A 23,411-nucleotide genomic window follows, 5' to 3' on the forward strand; every position below is an offset into this window, starting at 1 on the left:
TTTTTCTGGCCTCCCTGACAGGGAGGCCTTTCTTTTACCGGTCACCTAACCCCTTAAAAAATAGAAAATCTCCTTGACAAGGTGGGGGGTGGGGACTATATTTGCCCAAACAGTGGGGAACGGTGTCAAATTATCCCATGAGATGAAAATATGAGCTTCCAGGGCGAGTACATCAACAGCATCGACCCCAAGGGGCGGGCGAGCATTCCGGCCAGGTTCCGGGAGGTGCTCGTCGGCGCCTATGGCGACGAACGCGTGGTGGTGACCAAGAACCTGGAAGACGGTCTGACGGCCTACCCGGTGCCGGTCTGGGAACAGATCCGGGAGCGGGTCGAGAAGAGCCCCCCGAGCCCCAACAAGGCCGCGATGGTCCGCGTGATCCTCGCTCCGGCCACCGAATGCACCTTCGACAAGCAGGGCCGCATCCAGATCCCCCAGGCACTACGCACCTTCGCCGGGCTGGAGAAGGAAATCGTGGTCGTGGGCCTTATCGACAAGATCGAGCTTCACAGCCAGGTGCGCTACGCCGAGGTCAGCCGTCGTTCGCAGGCGCTGCTCCAGGCCGACCCGCAGGTGGTTGCCGATTTCGGGTTCTGACCCGTGGAGGCCGCCACCTTCAGCCATCTTTCCGTCCTGCCTGAGGAAGTTCTGGCATTGCTCGACCCGGTGCCCGGCGGCATCTACCTCGATGGCACGGTGGGTGGCGGCGGGCATGCCCGGCTGATTCTCGAAGCATCGGCTCCCGATGGCCGGCTGATCGGACTTGACCGGGATCCCTCGGCGCTGCGCAAAGCTGCCGAGGTTCTTGCCCCATTCGGCGACCGGGTAGTGTTGCGACACCGGAATTTTTCCGAAGCCACCGGGGTGCTAACCGAACTCGGCATCAACGGTCTCGACGGTATGCTTCTCGATCTGGGCGTCTCCTCGCACCAGCTCGATGAGGCGAGCCGGGGGTTCTCCTTCCGTGGCGAAGCGCCGCTCGACATGCGCATGGACCCCACCCACGGACCGACCGCCGCCGACCTGGTCAATACCGCCGCCGCCGAAGAACTAACCCGCATCTTCCGTGAATATGGCGAGGAGCGCTGGGCCGGGCGCATCGCCCGACGGATCGTGCAGGTCAGGCAGCAGCACCCCTTGACCACGACCCGGCAACTGGCCGAACTGGTTCGCGATACGGTGCCGGGAGGCAAGGCCCCGGCCAGGATTCACCCGGCCACGCGGGTCTTCCAGGCCCTGCGGATTCAGGTCAACCAGGAACTGGAGCACGTCTCCCGGGGGATTGCGGAGGCCATCGTTCTTTTAAAGCCCGGCGGCAGGCTGGTTGTCATCAGCTTCCATTCCCTTGAAGACCGCATCGTCAAGCGGTTTTTCCAAGAGGAGGCCAAAGGGTGCATCTGTCCGCCTCGCCTCCCTGCCTGTGTCTGCAACCATCGCCCGCGCCTTGAGTTGTTGACCCGCAAGGGGGTACGGGCGACGGACGCCGAAGTGGAGGCCAACCCCCGGGCACGCAGCGCTGTACTTCGGGCGGTTCGCCGTATTTAGCTGACTGTTCCCCGGCAGCGGGGACATGAATTTGATGGAGGGCATTATGGCCGGCGTCATAGCAAGAAACATCCCCCGGATCCACGGCATTCCCCTGCAGCAACCGAGGCTCTTTCCTCTTCTGGTCTTTGTTGCCGTGCTGATGGGAATTTCCATCTTCTTCGTCTGGTCCCGCCTGCAGGTGGTCAATCTCGAATATGACATCTCGAGCCTTGAAGGGCGCCTGCGCTCGATGCAGCAGGAGAGCCGGCGACTCACCCTGGAAGCGGCCAGCCTGCGTCACCCCGGCCGCATCGAGCAGGTCGCCCTCACTGAGCTGGGGCTGCGGCTGCCGACTCTTGCCCAGGTAGTCACTGTCGATTAATGGACCGGCCGGAGAAGTGGACTCGACTCCGCATCCGACTGGTAGGGATCGGCTTTGTTGTCGCCTTCATTCTGATCGGCGTGCGGGCCTTTCATCTCCAGGTGCTGAACCAGGAAGAGTGGCGGAAACGGGCTGAGCGGCAGCATCAGAAAGTCATTCCGCTGGCCCCCCAGCGGGGAACCATCTATGATCACAACGGCGAGGAGCTGGCAGTGAGCGTCGAGGTCGATTCCATCTATATCGAGCCGACCAAAGTCACCGAGCCGGCGCGAGCGGCCAGTGCACTCGCCTCGACTCTCTCGCTCCAGCCAGCGGCGGTCAGGGCCAAACTCGAATCCAAACGCGGCTTCCTCTGGCTCAAACGCCAGGTAACCCCGCGCGAAAGCGAGCAGGTTCGGGCGCTCGGCTTCGACGGGGTGAATTTCATCCGCGAGCATCGACGGTTTTACCCCAATTCGGAAATCGGCGCCCAGGTCATCGGCTTCACCGGCCTCGACCCTGAGGGTCTCGAGGGAATCGAATTGAAGTACGATTCGGTGATTCTGGGACAGGGCGGCTATCTGGTGACCGAACGCGACGCCTTGGGCCGGGGTATCGGCTCGAGCGGCCCGGTGATCAAGGGCGAGGCGCGCGGCAGTGACGTTTACCTGACCATCGACAAGAACCTGCAATATATTGCTGAAAAAGAGTTGGCCGCCGGCGTGCGCAAAGCCAGGGCCAAGGCCGGCACGGTGGTGGTGCTCGATCCCGGAACCGGCAAGGTGCTGGCCATGGCCAGCCAGCCCGACTACAATCCCAACGCTTTCAACCGCTACCGTCCCAGCCAGTGGCGAAACCGCTCCCTCTGCGACACTTTCGAGCCCGGGTCCACCTTCAAGCTGTTTCTCCTCGCCGCCGCTCTCAATGAGGGGGTGGTCCGACTGAATCAGACGATAGACTGCGAGCAGGGATCCTTCAAGGTCGGCGGCAAGGTGATTCGCGACCATCACCCCCATGGCCGGCTGACAGTGGCGGAGATCCTCAAGGTCAGCTCCAATATCGGCTTCGCCAAGATCGGCAAGACTCTGGAGCGGGAACGTTTTCATCGCTACATCACCGATTTCGGCTTCGGCGCCAGGACCGGCATTGATCTGCCTGGCGAGGTGACCGGCCTGGTGCGCAAGCCGTCACAGTGGTTCGAGATCGATCTGGCCGCCATCTCCTTCGGCCAGGGTGTAACGGTAACCCCCCTGCAGCTTGCCGCCGCCACGGCTGCCATCGCCAACGGCGGCAATCTGATGGCCCCCTATGTAGTGGAACGGGTGGTCAACAGCTACGGTGAAACCCAGGAGCAGAACGAGCCCCGGGTCGTGCGCCGTGTAGTTTCTGCCGATGTCGCCCGCCAGGTGCGAGAACTGATGTCGATGACGACCGAAGAGGGGGGGACGGGTACTCTCGCTACCGTGCCGGGTTTCCGGGTGGCCGGCAAAACCGGGACGGCCCAGAAAGCCGATCCGGTGACCGGCGGCTATTCGGTTGACAAGCGCGTCTCCTCGTTCGTCGGTTTCGTTCCGGCCGAGGCGCCGCGCCTGGTGATCCTCGTCGTCATGGATGAGCCGGACGGCGAGGTCTATGGTGGTCTGGTGGCGGCACCGGTCTTTTCCCGGCTTGCGTCGCAGGCCCTGCAGTATCTGAAGGTGAAACCGACCCTGCCGGTTGAGGAAACCCCCCTGCCGACGATCGAGCAGGTTAAGGCGATGCTGGAGGCCGACGCAGAGGCGTCTGCGGCTGTCGCGAAAGCGGAGACTGAAAGTGAAAATGAGGCTGGACGCGACGGCGAAGCCGGAGTCGAAAGTGTAACTGGAGACGAAGGTTTGCCGGCGGAGGTAACCACCGCCCCGCTCATGCCCAATTGTATCGGCATGAGTTATCGGCAGGTTGTGCAGGAAATGGTGCGTACCGGCATCAACATCAAGTTGGGAGGTACCGGCCGCGTTGTTGATCAGTCCCCCGCCGCCGGCCAGCCGATCAGTTACGGCAACGAGGTTTGGGTCAGGCTGGAACCACCCAGTTAAAATCCCTTTGACTTTTCCGGGCGAGGATAAGAAAATAGTGGATTCTATGAAGATTTCAGCTCTGCTTAAAAGAATCCCTGTACGCCGTTTCTCGGGCTCCCAGGATACGGAAATCGCCGGTCTTTACTACGATTCGCGGCGGGTTTCCCCAGGTGGAGCCTTTTTTGCCGTGCGGGGAAGTGCCGTCGATGGACACCAGTTCATCGATGACGCCCTTGCCCGGGGTGCTGTAGCGATAATCATGGAAGAGGAACACCCGCTTCCCGCCGGGGTCGCCGGGATAGTGGTCGACAATGCCAGGCGAGCGATGGCCCTGGCGTCCTCTGAGTTTTTCGGCGACCCGACGGCGGCGATGGCGACGGTCGGTGTAACCGGGACCAACGGCAAGACCACGGTCACCTACCTGCTCGAGTCGGTCCTGCGGGTTGCCGGCCGCCACCCGGCGGTGCTTGGAACTGTGAACTACCGCTTTGGCGGCGCGCAGTTGCCGGCGCCTCATACCACCCCCGAGTCGGTGGACCTGTTGCAGACCGTAGCCGGATTCCGCGCGCAGGGGGCGGACAGCCTGGTCATGGAGGTTTCCTCCCATGCCCTCGACCAGCTGCGGGTGGACGGAGTTCATTTCGCCGTCGGGGTCTTCACCAATCTTACTCCCGAGCATCTGGACTACCACGGCGACATGGAGAATTACTACGCCAGCAAGCGCCGCTTCTTTACCGAGCTGCTCGCCGTCGACGGCGGCCGGCCGGTCATCAATATCGACGACGCCTACGGCGCCCGGCTGGCGGCGGAACTGCCGTCGAGCCTGACCTGCGGCCTGTCGGCAGCTGCCCTGATCCGGCCGCGGGAGGTGCATCTTTCGCTGGCCGGGATCGAGGGAACAATCGACACCCCGGAGGGGCCTTTTACCCTGCGTTCGCCTCTGCTGGGCCTGTTCAATCTGCAGAACCTGCTCTGCGCCGCGGGTGCCGGTCTGGCCCTGGGCCTTGCTCCGGACCTGATCGCTGAGGGTCTGGCCACCGCCACCCTCGTCCCCGGCCGGCTCGAGCGCGTCGAGAACGACTGCGGCGCACTCGTTCTGGTCGATTACGCGCATACCGGCGACGCCCTGGAAAAGGTGCTGACGACACTGCGCGAACTCTCCCCCAAACGGATCATCACCGTCTTCGGCTGCGGCGGTGACCGTGACCGGCGCAAGCGGCCGATCATGGGCGAAGTGGTTGCGCGACTCTCGACCCTGGCGGTGCTGACCTCCGACAACCCGCGAACTGAGGATCCGCTGGCCATCCTGGGGGAGATACAGCAGGGAGTGCTGCGAGTGCATCCCTGTGAATGGAGCCGGCAGGAGGCGCAGTCGATGCGTGGGAACGGTTTTGTCACCATCCCCGACCGCCGGGAAGCGATCGAATTTGCTGTTACCCTGCTGCAACCCGGCGACCTGTTGCTCGTCGCCGGCAAGGGGCATGAGGATTACCAGATCGTTGGCCGCGAACGGCGACACTTCGATGACCGTGAGGAATTGCGCCGGGCCTTGGCCGGGCCGGAGGTAACGCCATGAACCTCGATCTGCAGAAAATTGCCCAGGCGACCGCCGGCCGGCTAACTCCGGCAGGTGCGCGGGTTGCCGTGACCGGCATCTCCACCGACAGCCGTTCCGTGTCTCCGGGGGAGCTTTTCGTCCCTCTGCGGGGTGAAAAATTTGACGGTCACGATTTTCTCACCCAGGCTGTCCGTCGTGGGGCGGCCGCCTGCCTGAGCGAGGACGTGATCGCCGGTTTCCCGGTGCCGGTCATCCAGGTGGCAAATACCCTGCAGGCCCTCGGGGACCTGGCTGCAGCAATTCGCCGCGATTTTTCCGGACCGGTGGTGGCGGTGACCGGTTCTTCCGGCAAGACCACCACAAAGGAGATGCTGGCCGCGATCCTCTCCGGGACTGCCCCGGGGCTCAAGACCGAGGGAAACTTCAACAATCTGGTCGGACTGCCTCTGACACTCTTCCGGTTGGCGCCGGAGCATCGCTGGGCCGTGCTCGAGATGGGGATGAGCGCCCGGGGGGAGATCGCCCGTCTGGCGGAAATAGCCCTTCCCGAAGTTGGAATCATCACCAATGTGGGGCCGGCGCACCTTGAAACTCTGCATGGTCTTGATGGTGTGGCCCGGGCCAAGGGGGAACTTTTTGCTGCGCTGAAGGCCGGCGGGACAGCCGTGATCAATGCCGACGATGAGCGCGTGGCACAGTTGCCGGTGGCCAACGGCGTGCGTCGCCTCCACTACGGGTTCTCCGCCAGCGCCGAAATCCGGGCAGAGGAAGTCGCCGTTGCCGGTGCTGCGGTCTCCTTCCGGCTGTTCCTGCCGGAAGGAGACTGGCCGGTGACGCTGGCGGTCGCCGGTCGCCATAATGTCTACAACGCCCTCGCCGCCGCCGCCGCGGCGGTGGCGCTGGCGGTGCCGGCCACAGCAATCGTGCGCGGCCTGCAGACCTTCCGCGGTGGCCATGGCCGGATGGAACTGGTCGACCTTGGCAACGGTACCCTCCTGATCGAGGATACCTACAACGCCAATCCCCTGTCGGTCCGGGCGGCCCTGACGGCCCTCGACGAGATGGGTGGAAACGGGCGCCGCATTGCCGTTCTCGGCGACATGCTGGAACTTGGCGCCGAGGCGGCCGAGTTGCACCGGCAGATCGGTGCCGAGGCGGCGCAGCGCTGCGACTTCCTTATCCTGCTCGGCGCCATGGCCGGCGAGACCGCCGCCGGAGCCCGGCAGCAGGGGATGCCGGCCGACCGCGTGCAGATTGTCTCCTCCCATGCGGAGGCGGCCGACCGGCTGCGTTCCCTGCTGCGGCCGGGAGACCGGCTGCTGGTCAAGGGGTCGCGCGGCATGCGGATGGAAAAAGTTGGGGCCGCACTGCGGGATTCGGAAAATTCTTTAGCCGCCGGCAACGGTTAGGGGCCGCCCATGCTCTATCACCTTCTCTATCCACTGCATACCGAATTCTCGGCCCTCTACGTGTTTCGCTTCATCACGTTCCGGACCATCTATGCCACCATCACGGCGCTGGTGATTTCGTTCATCTTCGGCCCCTGGCTGATCAACAAGCTCTCCAGCCTGCAGATCGGCCAAACGATCCGCAAGCTGGGACCCGAGTCGCATTTCAAGAAAGAGGGAACGCCGACCATGGGTGGCGCCCTGATTCTGCTGGCGATCGTCCTGCCGACTCTGCTCTGGGCCGACCTGACCAACGTCTACGTCTGGGTGGTGCTGCTGGTGACAGTCGGTTACGGCGTGATCGGCTTCATCGATGATTACCGCAAGGTGAAGCTGAAAAACAGCGACGGCATCTCGCCCCGGCAGAAGATGTTCTGGCAGCTGCTGATCGCGCTGACGGCAGGGTGGCTGCTCTACATCTATCCGCCGTTCCAGACGACGCTGACCGTCCCCTTCCTGAAGGCGGTGAGTCCCGATCTGGGGATGTTCTACATCCCCTTCGCCATGCTGGTCATCGTCGGGGCGAGTAACGCCGTCAACCTGACCGACGGCCTGGACGGGCTGGCGATCGGGCCGATGATCATCGCCTCGGCCACCTATCTGCTCTTCGCCTACGTCACCGGCCACGCCCGGGTGGCCGAATACCTGCAGATCAGCAGCGTCCAGGGGGCGGGCGAGCTTTCCGTGCTGTGCGGCTCGATGGTCGGGGCCGGCCTCGGTTTTCTCTGGTTCAACAGCTATCCCGCGCAGGTGTTCATGGGGGATGTCGGATCGCTTTCACTGGGCGGGGCGCTTGGCACCATCGCGGTGATCACCAAGCAGGAGATCGTCCTGGTCATCGTCGGCGGCATCTTCGTCATGGAAGCCCTTTCGGTGATCTTCCAGGTGACCTCGTTCCGGCTCTACGGCAAGAGAATTTTCCGCATGGCGCCGATCCATCACCATTTCGAGCTCAAGGGGTGGCCCGAGCCGAAGATCATCGTGCGGTTCTGGATCATCAGCATCATTCTGGCCCTGGTGGCCCTGTCGACGCTGAAGTTGAGGTAAAAGGCCCGCGGCCCGAGGCAAGAGGCAAGCCCCGGATTGGGGACCCGCAACCAGGAACTACGAATGCGACGTGATTTTTCCGGACAAAAAGTTGTCGTCATCGGCGCCGGCGCCACCGGGCTGGCCCTGACCCGTTATTTTTGCCGCCGCGGGGCGACCGTCACCCTTTCCGACAGCCGCTCGGCCGAACGGATCGGCGACCTCGGGCCGCTTCGCGAGTTGGGCGTCCGCCTCGATCTCGGCGGGCACACCCCGGAACTCTTCCTGGCCGCCGACCTGGTGGCGGTGAGCCCCGGTGTGCCGTTAAGTGTGCCGGCGGTGGCGGTCGCCCGACATGCCGGAGTGAGGGTGCTCGGCGAGATCGAGATCGCTTTCGGCGAACTCACCGCGCCGCTGGCGGCGATCACCGGGACCAACGGCAAATCGACGACGACGACGCTGATGGGCGAGATGTTCAGCGCCTGGGGCAAGCGGACCTTCGTCGGCGGCAATCTGGGTACCCCGCTCATCGAGGCGGTCGACGGGGAATGGGACTGGCTGGTTGCCGAGCTCTCCTCCTTCCAGCTCGAGGCGATTTGTGATTTTCGTCCGCGCTATGCGCTGCTTCTCAATATCACCGAGGATCACCTCGACCGCTACCCCGACATGGCGAGCTACGTTGCCGCCAAGCTGCAGATCTTTGCCAACATGGGCGAGGCGGATGTTGCCGTACTGAACGCCGAGGATCCCCTGGTCATGGCGGCTGCTGCCGATATCCGGCCGCGCCGGATCCTCTTTTCTTCGCGCCGACTGCTTCCTGAAGGAATGGGTCTGGACGGGGAGGAGATCGTCTGGCGTTATTCCGGGATGGAGCGGCGCTTTCCCTTGGCGAGGCTGCAGCTCAAGGGGCTGCACAACGTCGAGAACGTCATGGCCGCGCTGATTCCGCCACTCCTCGAGGGGTGCCCGCCGGAGCTTGCCTGGTCGGCCGCCTGTCGCTTTGCCGGCCTGGCTCATCGCATGGTGCCGGTCCGACAGCTCGACGGAGTGACCTGGTACAACGACTCCAAGGGGACCAATGTCGGCAGTGTGGTGAAGAGCCTGGCCGGTCTGGCCGCGCCGGTGACTCTGATTGCCGGCGGCAAGGACAAGGGGGGCGATTATGCTCCTCTCGCTCCCCTGGTGCGGGAGAAGGTGGCCCACCTGATCCTGATCGGCCAGGCGGCTCCCCGCATCGCCGAGGCGCTGGGCAATCTGACCCGTACCGAACGGGCCGATACGCTGGAAGCGGCAGTATCGCGGGCGCGGGAACTCACCCCGGTGGGCGGCTCGGTGCTGCTTTCGCCCGGCTGCTCCAGCTTCGACATGTTCAAAAGCTACGAGGAGCGTGGCGACGTTTTCACCCGTGCCGTCCTGGCCTTGCCGGAGAAGGAGGCCGTCTAGCCGATGGAAGCGCGCAAGGGCCACGACATGACGATTCTTCTGCTGGCGGTGGTGCTCACCTGCTTCGGTGTCGTCATGGTCTACTCTTCCTCTTCCATCATGGCCGCCAAGCGCTTTGGCGACGGCCTGTATTTTCTCAAACGGCAGGGGTTGTATGCCGTGCTCGGTTTTGCCCTGATGGCGGTCGTGATGCGCATCGACTACCACCACCTGCGCCGCCTGGTGATACCGTTCTTCCTCTGCTGCGCGGTGCTGCTGGTGGCAGTGCTGATTCCCGGGATCGGCACTCATGCCGGCGGCGCCGCCCGCTGGATCCGGCTGCCGGGTTTTTCGATCCAGCCCGCCGAACTGGCGAAGCTGGGGCTGATCCTCTACATGGCCCACTCCCTGGCCAAGAAGAGGGAGAAGATCAAGAGCTTCAAGCTCGGCTTCATCCCCTACATGGTGGTGCTGGCCGTGCTCCTCTTCCTGATGCTGCTGCAGCCCGACCTCGGCGGCGCCCTGACGCTCGGCGCGGTGGCCATGGTGATGCTGCTGGTCGCCGGAACGCGCCTCTCCTACCTCCTGTCGGTGGTGATTCTGGCGGTGCCGTTTCTCTACTTCGCGGTGATGAACGTCGCTTACCGGCGCAAGCGGATCCTGGCCTTCCTCGATCCATGGGAGGATCCGACCAACACCGGCTTTCAGATCATCCAGAGCTGGATCGCCTTCGGCACCGGCGGCCTCTTCGGCAACGGCCTCGGCGAGGGGAAACAGAAGCTGTTCTACCTGCCGGAGGCGCATACCGACTTCATCTTTTCCGTGGTCGGTGAGGAACTCGGCTTTGCCGGTGTGCTGGTCATCGCCGCGATGTTTCTCGTTCTGGTCATGCGCGGGATGCGCACCGCTCTCGGGGCTCCGGACGACTTCGGCCGTTACCTTGCCTTCGGGGTGACGATCCTGCTGGGTCTCGAAGCCTTCGTCAATATGGCAGTGGTCATGGGATTGCTGCCGACCAAGGGACTCGCGCTGCCGTTTCTCTCCTACGGGGGGACGAGTCTGCTAACGACGCTGCTGGCGGTGGGGATACTGCTCAACATCTCCAGTCAGGCATCGGGAGAGGTGCGATGAGGATGCTGCTGGCCGGTGGCGGCACCGGAGGCCACCTTTTTCCTGCCGTGGCGATCGCCCAGCGGATGCTCGAAACCGAATACGGAGGCCAGGTGCTGTTCGTCGGGACCGAACGGGGGATCGAGGCGAGCATTCTGCCGAAGCTGGGGCTGCCGCTCAGGACCATCGAGATCAGCGGCTTTGTCGGCAAAGGGCCGGCGGCGAAGCTGGCCATTCTGCCGCAGCTGTTCAAAAGCGTGCGCCAGTCGCAGCGCATCCTCGAAAAATTCCGCCCGGATGTGGTGGTGGGCGTTGGCGGTTACGCCTCGGCGCCGGTGCTGCTGGCCGCGAAGCTGAAGGGGGTGCCCTTTCTGATTCATGAGCAGAACGCCTGGCCCGGTCTCGCCAACCGCCTGCTCGCCCGCTGGGCGGAGCGGGTCTGTCTCTCCTTCGCCGACGCGGACCGGGCTTTCCACCGCGGGCGGACGGTGCTGACCGGCAACCCGTTGCGGCGAGGGATGGAGGAATGTCCTGCCGTGCCGGAGGGGGCGCCGCAGCTGTTGGTCTTCGGCGGCAGCCGGGGTGCGCGGGCGATCAATCAAATAGTGGTGCAGGCCCTGCCTCTGCTGGAAGGTTTCCGGGGGCGGCTGCGCATCGTGCACCAGACCGGTGCCGAGGACCTGGAACAGGTTCGCCAGGGATATCGGCAGGCGGGCTGGGAAGATGCCGGCGTGGTGCCCTTCATTGACGACATGGCCGCCGCCTATGCCGCGGCCCATCTGGTCATCTGCCGGGCCGGGGCAACCACCATCGCCGAACTGACCGCCTGTGGCCGGCCGGCGATCCTGATCCCCTACCCGTTTGCTGCGGCCGACCACCAGACGGGCAACGCCCGGGCGCTGGCGCAGCACGGCGCGGCCCTGCTGCTGCCGCAGGCCGAGCTGACGGCGGAGCGGCTGGCAAGGGTGAGCAGCGACTTGCTCGGCGACCGGGAACGCGTGCTGACGATGGCGGCCACCGCCCGCTCGTTCGGCCGGCGGGGCGCTGCCGATCTGATTCTGGAGGAATGCCGGGCGATCGCCCGCTGATCCATAACTGGCAACTCGTGACAGGTGAATAACAAATGTACGGTAAAATCCGTAAAATTCATTTCGTCGGCATCGGCGGCATCGGCATGAGCGGGATCGCCGAGGTTCTGCTCAATCTCGGGTACGAGGTGTCAGGCTCGGACCTGCGGGAGTCGGAAATCACCCGGCGACTGGCAGAACTGGGCGGGACGATTGCCTACGGGCACCGGGCGGAAAACATCGTGGCGGCCGACGTGGTGGTTACCTCCACCGCCGTCAAGGCCGACAATCCCGAAGTGGCCGAGGCTCATCGCCGCCTCGTCCCGGTGATTCCCCGCGCCGAGATGCTCGCCGAGCTGATGCGCATGAAATACGGCATCGCCGTGGCCGGCACGCACGGCAAAACGACTACCACCAGCATGGTGGCCACAGTCCTTTCGCACGGGGGCATCGACCCGACGGCGGTAATCGGCGGCCGGCTCGATTCCCTCGGCTCCAACGCCAAGCAGGGGCAGGGCAAATTCCTGGTGGCCGAGGCGGACGAGTCGGACGGCTCCTTTCTTAAACTGTCGCCGACCATCGCCGTGGTCACCAACATCGATGCCGACCACCTCGACTTCTACCGGGACCTCGAACAGATCAAGGAGACCTTCGTCGACTTCATCAACAAGGTTCCCTTCTTCGGTCTCGCCGTCCTCTGTCTCGATGATGCGAACATCCAGGCGCTGATCCCCCATGTTAAGAAACGCTTCGTCACCTATGGGCTGAACACTCAGGCCGACTACAACGCCACCGACATCGAACATCGCGGCGACCGCACCGCCTTCAGCGTCCACTACCGCGGCGAGCGTCTCGGCCATCTCTCCATCCGCATGCCCGGCCGGCACAACGTGCTCAATGCTCTGGCGGCGGTGGCGGTAGCCCGTGAACTCGAACTCCCCTTCGGCAACATCGCCGAGGGGTTCCAGGATTTCGGCGGCGTGCAGCGCCGCTTCCAGATCAAGCACGATGCCGACGGAATCATGGTGGTCGACGACTACGGCCACCACCCGGCCGAGATCAAGGCGACTTTGGCGGCCGCCCGCAGCGGCTGGGAGCGGCGGCTGATCGTGGTTTTCCAGCCGCACCGCTACACCCGGACCCGGGCACTGTTCGACGAGTTTGTCACGGCCTTCTATCAGGCCGACCAGGTCGTGGTCATGGATGTCTACGCGGCCGGCGAAGAACCGATTGCCGGCGCCGATGGCCAGAGGCTGGCCGAAGGGATCGCCAGCCATGGCCACCGGGATACCCGGTTCATCGGCGAGCGAGATGCCGTGGTCGGGCATCTGCTGACGGTGGTGCAGCCCGGAGACATCGTCATCACCCTCGGCGCCGGCAGTGTCTGGCAGGTCGGCGAGCAACTGGTGCGGCAACTTCTGGAAAAAGGCTGAAGTGGGCGAAACGCTCTTTGAAACCCTACGTTCCCGACTGAAGGGGACGGTTACTGCCGATGAGCTTCTCTGCCGGCATACAACCTGGCGGGTCGGCGGTCCGGCCGACCTCTTCATCGTACCTGCCGACAGGGAAGAGCTGGTGACCGCCCTGCGACTGCTCGCGGCGGCCGGCGTTCCCTGGGTGGCCCTCGGCGCCGGCAGCAATCTGCTGGTCCGCGACGGCGGTGTCCGCGGGGCGGTGCTGCATACCGGCGGACTTCGGCGACTCACATTTGCCGAGGACGGCAGGGCGCAGGCCGAAGGCGGGGTGCCGATGATGACCCTGATTCGGGAAGCCGCCGCCCGTGGCCTGGCTGGCCTCGAGGCCTTGGCGGGTATTCCCGGTACGGTCGGCGGCGGCATCGTCATGAACGCCGGGGCCGCCGGGCAGGAAATGGCGGATGTGGTGCGCGAGGTGCACCTCGCCGGTCCGCAGGGTGAAGAGCCGTGGCGGGGGGAGCAGCTGCAATTCGCCTACCGCGGGTCGAACCTCCCGCCGGCGCGGGTGCTGGCGGCGGCGATGCTGCAATTCCGTGCGGCGGACCCGGCCCACCTGGAAGAGGTTATCCGTCGCCGCCTGCAGCAGCGGCAAGCGGCCCAGAGGGTGGGCGCGCCGAACGCCGGCTCGGTATTCAAAAATCCGGAAGGGCAGCAGGCCTGGCGGCTGATCGACGCGGCAGGTCTGCGCGGTGAGACCATCGGCGGAGCGCAGGTGGCCGAAAGGCACACCAATTTCATTGTCAACCGTGGCGGTGCCAGCGCACAGGATATCCTGGCGCTGATCGATCGGGTCCGCGAGAAGGTGTTGCAGCACTCAGGCATCGAACTGGATCCAGAGGTGCGGATCATCGGCGACGATTGAAACGGAAAAGGTGATATCAGAAAAATCTGATATTCGAAGGCCTATAATCGAACTGCAACCTGAAACCAGGCTTTGACATGACACGTGACGAGCTGAAATCGAAAAAAATTGCCGTTCTCATGGGCGGCCTCTCCGCCGAGCGGGAGATTTCGCTGCGCACCGGACGGGCGGTGCTCGCCGCGCTGCAGGAGGCGGGTTACACGGCCGCCGGCATCGATGCCGGGCGGGACCTGGCGGCGCGCCTGGAAGCGGAAAAGGCCGAGGTGGCATTCATCGCCCTGCACGGCCGTTTCGGCGAGGACGGCACGGTACAGGGGATGCTGGAACTTCTCGGCATCCCCTATACGGGCAGCGGAGTCATGGCTTCCGCGGTCGCCATGGACAAGGTGACCACCAAGAAAATCCTGCTCTACCATGAGCTGCCGACCCCGGCTTTCGACGTCTTTCAACGGGGCATTGCCAAGGAAGAGTTTCTTTCCCGGCACCGGCACTTTCCCCTGGTCGTCAAGCCGGCCCGCGAAGGCTCGACCATCGGTGTCAGTATCGTCCGCAACGCCCAAGAGTTGCGCGCCGGTCTGGAGAGTGCGCTGGCCCACGATGATCTGGTGCTGGTGGAAGACTTCATCCAAGGGCTGGAGGTCACCGTCGGCGTGCTCGAAGGTGAGCCCCTGCCGGTTATCCAGGTCGTTCCCAAGGGGGGCTTCTACGATTTTCAGGCCAAGTATACGGCGGGCCAGACCGAATACCTCGTCCCCGCCCCCCTTGAGGGCGCTCTCTACGAACGGCTGCAGCAGGTGGCAGTGGCCGCCTTTCGGGCGCTCGGTTGCGCCGGGGCCGCCCGGGTCGATTTCATGGTGCGCGAGCGCGAATTCTACTGTCTGGAGGTCAACACTATTCCGGGGATGACCGAGACCAGCCTGCTGCCGAAGGCAGCCCGGCAGAACGGCATCTCTTTCGGTGAACTGGTTCAGCGGATACTCGACGGGGCGGCGCTGGGCAAGTAGCCGCGGCACGCCGCAGAGGCAAGGGGCAATGCATGCGGGATTTCAAATCCCAAAAACCGGTCAAGGTCAAGGTCAACCGGCGCAAGCGGCAGAAAGAGCCGCGTGACTGGCGCAAGTTTTTCCAGCGTGCGCTCGGCATCGGCGTGCTCATCGGCAAGCTGTCGCTGGTTGTCCTGCTGCTTGGCGGCGCCGGGCTGGCGGCCCGGCAGGTCTTCCACTCGGGCTACTTCGGCGTCGCCAAGGTGCGGGTGGAAAACCTCGGTCGGGTGAGTGAGGAAGAGGTCGTCGAGCTCTCCGACATCCGCCCCGGGATGAATATCTTTGATCTCGAACTGGAGTTGATCGGCCGCAAAATCGAGGAAAACCCCTGGATTGCCACAGCCCGGGTGGAGCGGGTCTTGCCCCGCGAGGTGGTCATCAGCGTCCGCGAGCGAGTGCCCAAGGCGGTGATCAACCTCGGCTATCTCTATTACCTCGATGCCGACGGGGAGATCTTCAAGGTGCTGGGCCCTGAAGACAGCATCGATTATCCGGTGGTCACCGGCATCGACCGGCGCACCCTCCTGGAGAACCCGGGGGATTGCCGGAAGCATCTGGAAGAGGCTGTGCTGCTGCTCGACGAACTGGCCGGCCGGCGCATCTTTTCCCTCGACGATGTTTCAGAACTGCATATCGACCAGACCGACGGGTTGACCCTCTATACCTTCAGCGGCGGGGTTCCGGTCCATATGGGCTACAGCAATTTCAACAGCAAGCTCGATCGCCTGGAACGCATCTATCCAGAACTCGAACCGCGACTGCCGGTCCTGAAGTACATCGATCTCAACGTCGCTGACCGGGTCATCGTCAAGGTGGATAGCAGGCGGACAATTGGCAACGGTTAGAAATCAGCGGGGAAAGGAAGAGCGATGAGTAGCAAGCGGGAAAACCTGGTCGTCGGACTGGACATCGGCACCACCAAGATCTGTGCCATCGTCGGCAACCTCAACGACGACGGAAGTCTCGATATCGTCGGGATCGGCACCAGCCCTTCCCAAGGGCTGCGCAAAGGTGTGGTGATCAACATCGAGGGGACAGTCGGGGCCATCAAGAAGGCGCTGCAGGAGGCGGAGCTGATGGCCGGCTGCGAAATCAAGTCGGTCTTCGCCGGGATCGCCGGCGGCCATATCAAGGGAATGAACTCGCAGGGGGTAATCGCCATCAAGACCCGCGAGGTGAACAACGACGACATCCGACGGGTGATCGACGCCGCCAAGGCGATCGCCATCCCCATGGATCGCGAAGTGATCCACATCCTTCCCCAGGAGTTCATCATCGACGACCAGGACGGCATCAAGGAGCCGCTCGGCATGAACGGGGTGCGGCTGGAAGCCAAGGTGCACATCGTCACCGGCGCCGTGGCCAGTGCCCAGAACATTATCAAGAGCTGCAACCGGGCCGGGGTCGACGTGGCCGACATCGTTCTCGAACAGCTCGCCTCTTCCGAGGCCGTTCTCTCCGACGACGAGAAGGGCCTCGGCGTGGCCCTGCTCGATATCGGCGGCGGCACCACCGACATCGCCATCTTTGTCGACGGCGCAATCAAGCACACGGCGGTCCTCTCCCTGGGAGGGAATCACCTGACCAACGACATCGCCGTCGGCCTGCGCACGCCGACGGCCGAGGCCGAAAAGATCAAGCGCAAGTACGGCTGCTGCCTCACCTCCATGGTCGGCAAGGACGAGACAATCGAGGTCCCCTCGGTCGGCGGCCGTGAGCCGCGTGTCCTCTCCCGGCAGCTGCTGGCCGAGATCCTGGAGCCGCGGATGGAAGAAATCTTCACCCTGGTGAACCGCGAGATCGTCAAGAGCGGCTTCGAAGATGTGATCGCCTCGGGCGTCGTGATCACCGGCGGCAGCGCGATTTTGCCGGGAATGCCGGAACTGGCCGAGCAGATCTTCAACCTGCCGGTGCGGCGGGGCGTACCGCGGGACATCGGCGGGCTGACGGACGTGGTCAACTCCCCCGTCTACGCCACCGGCGTCGGCCTGGTCAAGTACGGCAGCCGCAACCTGCAGATCAGCAATTTCAGCATCGGCCAGGAGAATGTGTTCGACAAGGTCATCCGCCGGATGAAAGAGTGGTTCGGCGAATTTTTCTGAGACTTGAAAAACCAGATTGCAGTTAACCATGGGCGGGAGCGCGGAGAGTCACCGCCCGTATCCGAGATCGGAGGGAGTCATGTTCGAATTTGATGAGAGTATCGATCAGGCGGCAAAAATCAAGGTGGTCGGCGTTGGCGGCGGCGGTGGCAATGCAGTCAACACGATGATCCTCTCCCATGTCGAGGGGGTGGACTTTATCGCCGCCAACACCGACGCCCAGGCCCTCAAGACCAACCGGGCGTCGATGAAGATCCAGCTCGGCGGGAAACTGACCAAGGGGCTCGGGGCAGGAGCCAACCCGGAGGTCGGCCGCGAGGCGGCGCTGGAGGACCGGGCCGCCCTGGCCCAGGTGCTGCAGGGGGCCGATATGGTGTTCATTGCCGCCGGCCTCGGCGGCGGCACCGGCACCGGTGCGGCGCCGATCATCGCCGAAGTGGCCCGGGAAGTCGGCGCGCTGACCGTCGGCGTGGTGACCAAGCCCTTCTCCCGGGAGGGGAAGCAGCGTTTGAAGAAGGCCGAAGAAGGGGTCGGCCTGCTCAAGGAAATGGTCGACTGCCTGATCGTCATCCCCAATGACCGGCTGCTCGGGCTGGCCGGCAAGAACATGAGCATCCTCGATGCATTCAAGCCGTCGGACGATGTGCTGCGTCAGGCAGTGCAGGGGATCTCGGACCTGATCACCACCCACGGCCTGATCAACGTCGACTTCGCCGATGTCAAGGCGATCATGAGCGAGCGTGGCATGGCAATGATGGGTATCGGCATCGCCGAGGGGGACCGGCGCGCCGTCGAGGCGGCACAGCGGGCAATCAGCAGTCCGCTGCTGGAGGATATCGACATCTCCGGGGCCAAGGGGGTGCTGGTCAATATCTCCGGCTCTTCCAACATGACCATGGAGGAATTCGACGAAGCCTCCCGCATCATCCACGAAAAGGTCCACGAGGATGCCAATATCATTATCGGTCTGGTGATCAACGAGGACCTGGGGGACCGGATCAAGATCACCGCCATCGCCACCGGTTTCGGCACTACCTTCGAAAAAGGCAAGCGTCCGGTCGAGGAGATCAAGGGGCGCAGCCAGACCGTAATGGACAAGGTGGACCGCGACCTGCCGACCTTCATCCGCGACCGGCAGAAGGACTCGCCCCGGATGGTGCGGACCATGGTGGTGGATGAGGATCAGTACGATATCCCCACCTTCCTGCGCAAACGCGTCGACTGAGCGGCTGTTTCGGTTCTTTTGCCGCCGTCTGGCGGCGAGTGACTCTGCCTGCCAGCATCCCACGCCGGTTCTCCGCCCGGCGCCAGTGGGAGCTGTATTCATTCCTGTGATGTGACGACGACTCCCTCGTCAACGGGGACCGCACTCTGCGGTCCCCTTTTTCTTTGCCAGCGCAGCCGGATAAGGTAAGATCAGCTCTAGCGTTTTACGATTTTTCCAAACACGAATCACGGATTTCAAACATGTCGCGCAAGCTCATCGACAAGTCCCGCCGTCGCCTGGCGGCCGAAAGCGGTTGCCGTCCCAATCCCTGGGGCGGCCGCCTATCGGTCGCCCTGGTCTACCCCAACACCTACCACCAGGCGATGAGCAATCTCGGTTTTCTCTCCGTCTATCACCTGCTCAACTGCCGCGACGATACTCTTTGCGAGCGGTTTTTCCTCCCCGATCCGGAAGATCTGGCCGAACACGAGAAGACCGGCTACCCGCTCTTTTCCCTTGAATCCGGGCGGTTTCTGGCCGATTTCGACGTCATTGCCTTTTCCGTCTCCTTCGAAAACGATTACCTGAACCTGCCGACCATTTTCGCGCTGGGGCGCATCCCTCTCTTTGCTGCTGAGCGGAGCGACCACTTCCCTCTGGTGCTGTGCGGCGGGGTCTGCGCCTTCCTCAACCCCGAACCGATGGCCGGGATCATGGATGTGTTCGCCGTCGGCGAGGGCGAGGTCCTGCTGCCGCCGTTCGTCGCCGAGGTCCGGGCGGGGGAGGCTCTGGCGAGACCGGAACTGCTGCGCCGACTCGCCGCCCTGCCGGGTTTTTACGTCCCTTCCCTCTATGCAGTGGATTACCGCAGCGACGGGACGGTTGAGCGCTACCGGCCGGCCGACGGTACCCCGCCACGGGTGACGCGTCAATGGCTGCCGGACCTGGACCGTTATGAATCCCGCAACTTCGTTCTGACCGAGGAGACCGAGTTCGGCGACATGGCACTCGCCGAGATTTCCCGCGGCTGCTCACGCGGCTGCCGCTTTTGCGCCGCCGGCTACATCTACTTGCCGCCCCGGGAGCGCAGCCTGGAGAAGCTGACCTCCCAGGTCGAAGAGAGCCTCTGCCACCGGCAGAAGGTGGGGCTGGTGGGCGCGGCGGTATCCGACTACTCGTCAATCGAGGTGCTGCAGCAGGAAATCCTCGCCCGCGGCGGCAGGGTGTCGGTGGCCAGTCTGCGCATCGATTCCCTGACCGAGGCAGAAGTTTCCGCCCTCAAGGCCTCCGGGCACCGCACCGTGGCCCTCGCCCCGGAAGCCGGCAGCCAGCGGCTGCGCGACCTGATCAACAAGGGGCTCGACGAGGCGCAGATCCTGGCCGCCGTGCGCCGGCTGGCGGTCGGCGGGATTCCCAATCTCAAGCTCTATTTCCTCATCGGGCTGCCGACGGAGACGGACGAGGACACGGCCGAGTTGCTCGGGCTGGCGGCGAAAATTCGGGAAGTCTGGCTGGAGGAGGGGCGGAAAATCGGCCGGCTGGGCCACATCACGCTGTCGGTGAACCCCTTCATCCCCAAGCCGTTCACGCCGCTGCAGTGGGCGCCCATGGACGGAGAGAAGACGCTGGAGAAGAAGATGCGCGCCATTCGCGCCGGCGTGGCCCGACTGGCGAACACCGAGGTGATCTTCGAGCCGCTGCGGGCTGCCGTTCTGCAGGCCTTTCTGGCGCGCGGCGACCGGCGGGTCGGCCGCCTTCTGCCTGCCCTCGCCGCCGGCAGCAGTCTCAAAGCAGCCTGCCGGGAAGCCGGCCTCGATCCGGCTTTTTACGTCACGCGGGAGCGGGGTGAGGCCGAGGTCTTCCCGTGGGAGATCCTCGATAACGGCGTGCGCCGGGACTACCTCTGGCAGGAGTATCAGCGTGGCCTGGAGGGGAAATTCACCCCGCGCTGCGCGCCGGGGTGTCGACGCTGCGGGGTGTGCGGGTAGCGACGCCGTCTCGCTTGACACCCCTGCCGGAGGCGCTAGAATTATGACCGCTATGATAACCTATTCACCAAAGGAGAACCGTTTATGTCACAGGAGAGAACCGGCGTCATCACCTTCAAGGGAAACCCCATGACCCTTCTCGGGCCGGATGTCAAGGCAGGAGATGCGGCCCCCGACTTCAAGGTCGTCGACAACGGCCTGCAGCCCGTCACCCTCGGCGACACCAAAGGAAAAGTGCGCCTGATTACCGTCGTTCCTTCCCTCGACACCCCGGTCTGCGATACCATGACCCGCAAGTTCAACGAGCAGGCGGCCAGGCTACCCGACGATGTGGTCGTCTATACGGTGAGTCTCGACCTTCCCTTCGCCCAGAAGCGCTGGTGCGGCAATGCCGGCATCGAGAAGGTGAAGACCCTCTCCGATTACCAGGACCGTTCTTTCGGCCTGAGCTACGGGGTGCTGATCAAGGAATTGAAGCTGCTGGCTCGTTCGGTCTTCGTGATCGACAAGAACAACAAGGTGGCCTACCGCGAAATCGTCAAGGAGGTTACCGCCGAGCCGGATTACGAAGCGGCGCTGGCGGCGGCAAAAAAACTGGTCTGAAGCTTCATCAATTTACGAGAAAAAGGCCCCCATTACAGGCAAAAGGTAGGGGGCCTTTTTCTCTGCGCCCTGTCCCGTCCCGCGAGAGATTCCTCAAGCGTAAGCCTGCCTCCTGGTGACAATTTTGGTCCAACCCTGACACTTTTGCGCCTTCCTTTCCCCAGAATTCAAGGAATTTCCATAGATTGGCCCATCAGCTCAGCCACGCCAGGGTAGACCTGGTTCCTTTGGGCAAACTCATTTTATAGGCTCAGAATGAGCCTTTTTGACCGAAACCCTCCCTGAAAAAGTGAAATTTTGTTAACAAATTAAATTTAAATAATGTCGGCACGATACTTGCCTTACTGGGAGATGAGTCTGGCAATTTCTGCCATCCCCGGCATCGAGAAGGGGTTGCCTCCTGTCTTGTCCGGATTGACCAGGCGGAGGTTCCGTTGGAGAAAGTTATTTGCAGTTCAGAGGAGTTTTCCGGGCAAACCGCCCATTTGCTTGGTTCGCAAGGGCGCGTCCTCCAGTCGGGAGGTCTCATGAAAAAGCCTCATATTCTACTCATTCAGCACGAGAAAAACCTTTCCGGGTTTAATCTGGCGCGGCTTTGCCCGATTCTGGAGCTGATTAACTGCGAAACCGAGATTTGTATTTACAACAAGGCCAGGAAGCTCATGCCTGCCCCGGGGAAAACTCCCCCCGATCTAGTCATTCTGGATCGCCCCCTCTTGCCGGAGGTTTCGCTTTCACTTGGACAGAGGCTGGCTGGCAACGGCCCATTGAGCTGCCCACAGATCGTTCTGAGCGAGGAAAGGGCACTCCTGGAAACCTCCCAGGGCAAGACGGAGGCGCAGTGCTTTCCTTTTGACGTGGTCGCCCTGCACCGCCTGGTCAGCGCTTGTCTGATTAATTATCCGAGAAAACATCTACGAATGCCGGCCCATCTGCCTTGCCTGTTTTCCGTCAGGGGGTTCAATTATTTCGGCGAGATCCTGAGCCTGGGGACCGGCGGCGCTTTCATTAAAACCGCATGCCAGCAGATTCGTACAGGGGATTTGCTTGACGTGGGAATTCCCTTGTTTGGCATGAAGAAGGAACTGGAACTTTGCAGCCGGGTCATCTATCTGCTTACGCCAAAGCAGGAAAATAATTATCTGCAAGGCGTTGGCGTCGGCTTCAATTCCCTGGACCAGGAAACCATCTGTGTACTGGAGGATTTTCTCCGACATTCCTTGCTAAACGACATCTATCCCGTTTTCCCCTGCTTCGGTCTTCCCGGCCCCCAGGTTACGGTAACGCATAGCGACTCCGACTCGCTTTACGGAGCAGTTTGCCGAAGGCACCTGCGGAGTTGAGCGGACCTGCTTCGTGGGAGGCCCCTTGCGAAACGGAAGCAGTTTCAAATGTGATAATCGGGAAAACCAGCTGCACGGGGGGGGTGAGCTGCGGCTGGCAGCCTGATGGTCTTGTCAGGTCGCTCCTGTTTTTCGGTGGTCCTGGGGGACCGCTATTATACAACCTTCAATCGTCCCGCCGGCGCTTCGCCTACCCCTCCGATCACCCAGCCATTTGCCCCTCCTTGTCTTAGCGCCGCCAGCAGGGCGTCAAGCCGTTCCGCCGCGACCGCCATCAGCAGGCCACCTGAGGTCTGGGGGTCAGCGAGGATGTCGAGCACTTCAGCCGGCAGGCGCTGTCCTTCCAGAACCTGCGGCAGGTAGTGGCCGCGGTTGCTGTAGCTGCCGGCGGGAATCAGGCCCATCGCCGCCATCTCGCGTGTCTGTGGGTAGACGGGGAGGGCGGCCACGTCGATCTCCAGCAGAACGCAGCTCGCCTCGGCCAGCTCCAGGGCGTGCCCCATCAGGCTGAAACCGGTGATGTCGGTGCAGGCATGCACGCCGACCTCGAGCATTGCTTCGCAGGCAGCCCGGTTGAGGGTTTCCATGCCGGCGATCGCTTCGCGCATGTCGGCCTCAGTGAGCACCTCCCCCTTGAGGGCGGTAGCGAGGATGCCGGTGCCGAGCGGTTTGGTCAGTACCAGTACGTCGCCGGGGCGGGCGCCGACGGTGCTCACCAGTCGCCTCGGGTCGACCAGGCCGGTGACCGCCAGGCCGACCTTCGGCTCCTCGTCGTCGACCGTGTGACCGCCGACGATGACGGCGCCGGCTTCCTTGACCTTTTCAACGCCGCCGCGCAGGATCTCGACCAGGATGCTGCGGTCGAGGCAGGCCGGAAAGCCGACCAGAGAAAGCGCCGTCAGCGGCCGGCCGCCCATGGCGTAGATGTCGGAGAGGGCGTTGGCAGCGGCGATGCGGCCGTAGCTGCGCGGGTCGTCGACCACGGGGGTGAAAAAATCAACGGATTGCACCAGTGCCAGCTCATTGTTGAGGCGGTAGACCCCGGCATCGGCAAAGGGAATGGCGGCGGAGAGGAGGTTCTCATCCTCGAAGGTGGGAAGTTGACGCAGCACCTGCGCCAGCGGCCCGGGGGCCAGCTTGGCGGCTCAACCGCTGGAGCGGGAGAGGCTGGTCAGACGGATGGGCTTCTCGGCCATGGGGGTCACCTCCTTT

General features: G+C 63.4%; 20 protein-coding genes. 19 read left to right on the plus strand and 1 reads right to left on the minus strand.

What is annotated here, in order from left to right; all coding sequences use genetic code 11:
• The first annotated feature begins 150 nt into the window (after nucleotides 1-150).
• The 19 genes from mraZ (at nucleotide 151) to VD811_06405 (ending at nucleotide 22,199) form a co-directional block, all read left to right on the plus strand.
• A complete protein-coding gene (mraZ, locus tag VD811_06315; GenBank protein ID HXV20585.1) occupies nucleotides 151-597 on the plus strand; it encodes a division/cell wall cluster transcriptional repressor MraZ in 447 nt (148 codons plus the stop codon).
• A gap of 3 nt (nucleotides 598-600) precedes the next feature.
• Nucleotides 601-1,545, plus strand: coding sequence for a 16S rRNA (cytosine(1402)-N(4))-methyltransferase RsmH (gene rsmH, locus VD811_06320; GenBank protein HXV20586.1), 945 nt, complete (start codon nucleotides 601-603; stop codon nucleotides 1,543-1,545).
• A gap of 46 nt (nucleotides 1,546-1,591) precedes the next feature.
• The gene (locus tag VD811_06325; protein ID HXV20587.1) at nucleotides 1,592-1,909 is read left to right on the plus strand and encodes a cell division protein FtsL; all 318 of its coding nucleotides are present in this window, start codon (nucleotides 1,592-1,594) and stop codon (nucleotides 1,907-1,909) included.
• Nucleotides 1,909-3,963 carry a penicillin-binding transpeptidase domain-containing protein gene (locus tag VD811_06330; protein ID HXV20588.1) on the plus strand — a complete coding sequence of 685 codons (2,055 nt, stop codon included), beginning with the start codon at nucleotides 1,909-1,911 and terminating at the stop codon, nucleotides 3,961-3,963. Before VD811_06325 ends, VD811_06330 begins: the two co-directional genes overlap by 1 nt.
• Nucleotides 3,964-4,009: 46 nt before the next feature.
• Nucleotides 4,010-5,521, plus strand: coding sequence for a UDP-N-acetylmuramoyl-L-alanyl-D-glutamate--2,6-diaminopimelate ligase (locus VD811_06335; GenBank protein ID HXV20589.1), 1,512 nt, complete (start codon nucleotides 4,010-4,012; stop codon nucleotides 5,519-5,521).
• Nucleotides 5,518-6,912, plus strand: a complete 1,395-nt coding sequence (gene murF, locus VD811_06340) for a UDP-N-acetylmuramoyl-tripeptide--D-alanyl-D-alanine ligase (protein ID HXV20590.1) — start codon at nucleotides 5,518-5,520, stop codon at nucleotides 6,910-6,912. The genes VD811_06335 and murF overlap by 4 nt, the downstream gene beginning before the upstream one ends.
• Before the next feature lie 9 nt (nucleotides 6,913-6,921).
• Nucleotides 6,922-7,998, plus strand: a complete 1,077-nt coding sequence (gene mraY, locus VD811_06345) for a phospho-N-acetylmuramoyl-pentapeptide-transferase (protein HXV20591.1) — start codon at nucleotides 6,922-6,924, stop codon at nucleotides 7,996-7,998.
• A 63-nt stretch (nucleotides 7,999-8,061) separates the two neighbouring features.
• On the plus strand, nucleotides 8,062-9,420 hold the full coding sequence (murD, locus tag VD811_06350) for a UDP-N-acetylmuramoyl-L-alanine--D-glutamate ligase (GenBank protein HXV20592.1): 1,359 nt from the start codon (nucleotides 8,062-8,064) through the stop codon (nucleotides 9,418-9,420).
• 3 nt (nucleotides 9,421-9,423) lie between these two features.
• The gene (gene ftsW, locus VD811_06355; GenBank protein HXV20593.1) at nucleotides 9,424-10,530 is read left to right on the plus strand and encodes a putative lipid II flippase FtsW; all 1,107 of its coding nucleotides are present in this window, start codon (nucleotides 9,424-9,426) and stop codon (nucleotides 10,528-10,530) included.
• Complete coding sequence (murG, locus tag VD811_06360; GenBank protein ID HXV20594.1) at nucleotides 10,527-11,597, plus strand: undecaprenyldiphospho-muramoylpentapeptide beta-N-acetylglucosaminyltransferase; 1,071 nt, start codon at nucleotides 10,527-10,529, stop codon at nucleotides 11,595-11,597. The genes ftsW and murG overlap by 4 nt, the downstream gene beginning before the upstream one ends.
• Before the next feature lie 35 nt (nucleotides 11,598-11,632).
• Nucleotides 11,633-13,009, plus strand: a complete 1,377-nt coding sequence (gene murC / locus VD811_06365) for a UDP-N-acetylmuramate--L-alanine ligase (GenBank protein HXV20595.1) — start codon at nucleotides 11,633-11,635, stop codon at nucleotides 13,007-13,009.
• A gap of 1 nt (nucleotide 13,010) precedes the next feature.
• Complete coding sequence (gene murB, locus VD811_06370) at nucleotides 13,011-13,913, plus strand: UDP-N-acetylmuramate dehydrogenase (GenBank protein ID HXV20596.1); 903 nt, start codon at nucleotides 13,011-13,013, stop codon at nucleotides 13,911-13,913.
• 77 nt (nucleotides 13,914-13,990) lie between these two features.
• On the plus strand, nucleotides 13,991-14,917 hold the full coding sequence (locus VD811_06375; protein ID HXV20597.1) for a D-alanine--D-alanine ligase: 927 nt from the start codon (nucleotides 13,991-13,993) through the stop codon (nucleotides 14,915-14,917).
• A gap of 32 nt (nucleotides 14,918-14,949) precedes the next feature.
• Nucleotides 14,950-15,801: an FtsQ-type POTRA domain-containing protein gene (locus VD811_06380; GenBank protein ID HXV20598.1), complete on the plus strand. Its 852-nt coding sequence runs from the start codon at nucleotides 14,950-14,952 to the stop codon at nucleotides 15,799-15,801.
• A gap of 24 nt (nucleotides 15,802-15,825) precedes the next feature.
• The gene (gene ftsA / locus VD811_06385) at nucleotides 15,826-17,058 is read left to right on the plus strand and encodes a cell division protein FtsA (GenBank protein HXV20599.1); all 1,233 of its coding nucleotides are present in this window, start codon (nucleotides 15,826-15,828) and stop codon (nucleotides 17,056-17,058) included.
• Between the two features lie 79 nt (nucleotides 17,059-17,137).
• On the plus strand, nucleotides 17,138-18,283 hold the full coding sequence (ftsZ, locus tag VD811_06390; GenBank protein HXV20600.1) for a cell division protein FtsZ: 1,146 nt from the start codon (nucleotides 17,138-17,140) through the stop codon (nucleotides 18,281-18,283).
• A gap of 242 nt (nucleotides 18,284-18,525) precedes the next feature.
• Nucleotides 18,526-20,253, plus strand: coding sequence for a radical SAM protein (locus VD811_06395; GenBank protein ID HXV20601.1), 1,728 nt, complete (start codon nucleotides 18,526-18,528; stop codon nucleotides 20,251-20,253).
• Nucleotides 20,254-20,337: 84 nt separating this feature from the next.
• Nucleotides 20,338-20,856, plus strand: coding sequence for a thiol peroxidase (gene tpx / locus VD811_06400; protein HXV20602.1), 519 nt, complete (start codon nucleotides 20,338-20,340; stop codon nucleotides 20,854-20,856).
• Nucleotides 20,857-21,290: 434 nt separating this feature from the next.
• Complete coding sequence (locus VD811_06405; protein HXV20603.1) at nucleotides 21,291-22,199, plus strand: PilZ domain-containing protein; 909 nt, start codon at nucleotides 21,291-21,293, stop codon at nucleotides 22,197-22,199.
• Nucleotides 22,200-22,354: 155 nt separating this feature from the next.
• Here VD811_06405 and selD read toward each other — a convergent pair whose 3' ends face one another.
• On the minus strand, nucleotides 22,355-23,395 hold the full coding sequence (gene selD, locus VD811_06410; GenBank protein HXV20604.1) for a selenide, water dikinase SelD: 1,041 nt from the start codon (nucleotides 23,393-23,395) through the stop codon (nucleotides 22,355-22,357).
• Between the last annotated feature and the right edge of the window lie 16 nt (nucleotides 23,396-23,411).

Source organism: Desulfuromonadales bacterium, from assembly GCA_035620395.1.
In the GTDB taxonomy this organism is placed as follows: Bacteria; Desulfobacterota; Desulfuromonadia; order Desulfuromonadales; family DASPGW01; genus DASPGW01.

Coding starts and splice junctions, on each gene's coding strand:
- mraZ (HXV20585.1), top strand. CDS start 151: ATGAGCTTCCAGGGCGAGTACATCAACAGCATCGACCCCAAGGGGCGG.
- VD811_06325 (HXV20587.1), top strand. CDS start 1,592: ATGGCCGGCGTCATAGCAAGAAACATCCCCCGGATCCACGGCATTCCC.
- VD811_06330 (HXV20588.1), top strand. CDS start 1,909: ATGGACCGGCCGGAGAAGTGGACTCGACTCCGCATCCGACTGGTAGGG.
- VD811_06335 (HXV20589.1), top strand. CDS start 4,010: ATGAAGATTTCAGCTCTGCTTAAAAGAATCCCTGTACGCCGTTTCTCG.
- murF (HXV20590.1), top strand. CDS start 5,518: ATGAACCTCGATCTGCAGAAAATTGCCCAGGCGACCGCCGGCCGGCTA.
- mraY (HXV20591.1), top strand. CDS start 6,922: ATGCTCTATCACCTTCTCTATCCACTGCATACCGAATTCTCGGCCCTC.
- murD (HXV20592.1), top strand. CDS start 8,062: ATGCGACGTGATTTTTCCGGACAAAAAGTTGTCGTCATCGGCGCCGGC.
- ftsW (HXV20593.1), top strand. CDS start 9,424: ATGGAAGCGCGCAAGGGCCACGACATGACGATTCTTCTGCTGGCGGTG.
- murG (HXV20594.1), top strand. CDS start 10,527: ATGAGGATGCTGCTGGCCGGTGGCGGCACCGGAGGCCACCTTTTTCCT.
- murC (HXV20595.1), top strand. CDS start 11,633: ATGTACGGTAAAATCCGTAAAATTCATTTCGTCGGCATCGGCGGCATC.
- VD811_06375 (HXV20597.1), top strand. CDS start 13,991: ATGACACGTGACGAGCTGAAATCGAAAAAAATTGCCGTTCTCATGGGC.
- VD811_06380 (HXV20598.1), top strand. CDS start 14,950: ATGCGGGATTTCAAATCCCAAAAACCGGTCAAGGTCAAGGTCAACCGG.
- ftsA (HXV20599.1), top strand. CDS start 15,826: ATGAGTAGCAAGCGGGAAAACCTGGTCGTCGGACTGGACATCGGCACC.
- ftsZ (HXV20600.1), top strand. CDS start 17,138: ATGTTCGAATTTGATGAGAGTATCGATCAGGCGGCAAAAATCAAGGTG.
- VD811_06395 (HXV20601.1), top strand. CDS start 18,526: ATGTCGCGCAAGCTCATCGACAAGTCCCGCCGTCGCCTGGCGGCCGAA.
- tpx (HXV20602.1), top strand. CDS start 20,338: ATGTCACAGGAGAGAACCGGCGTCATCACCTTCAAGGGAAACCCCATG.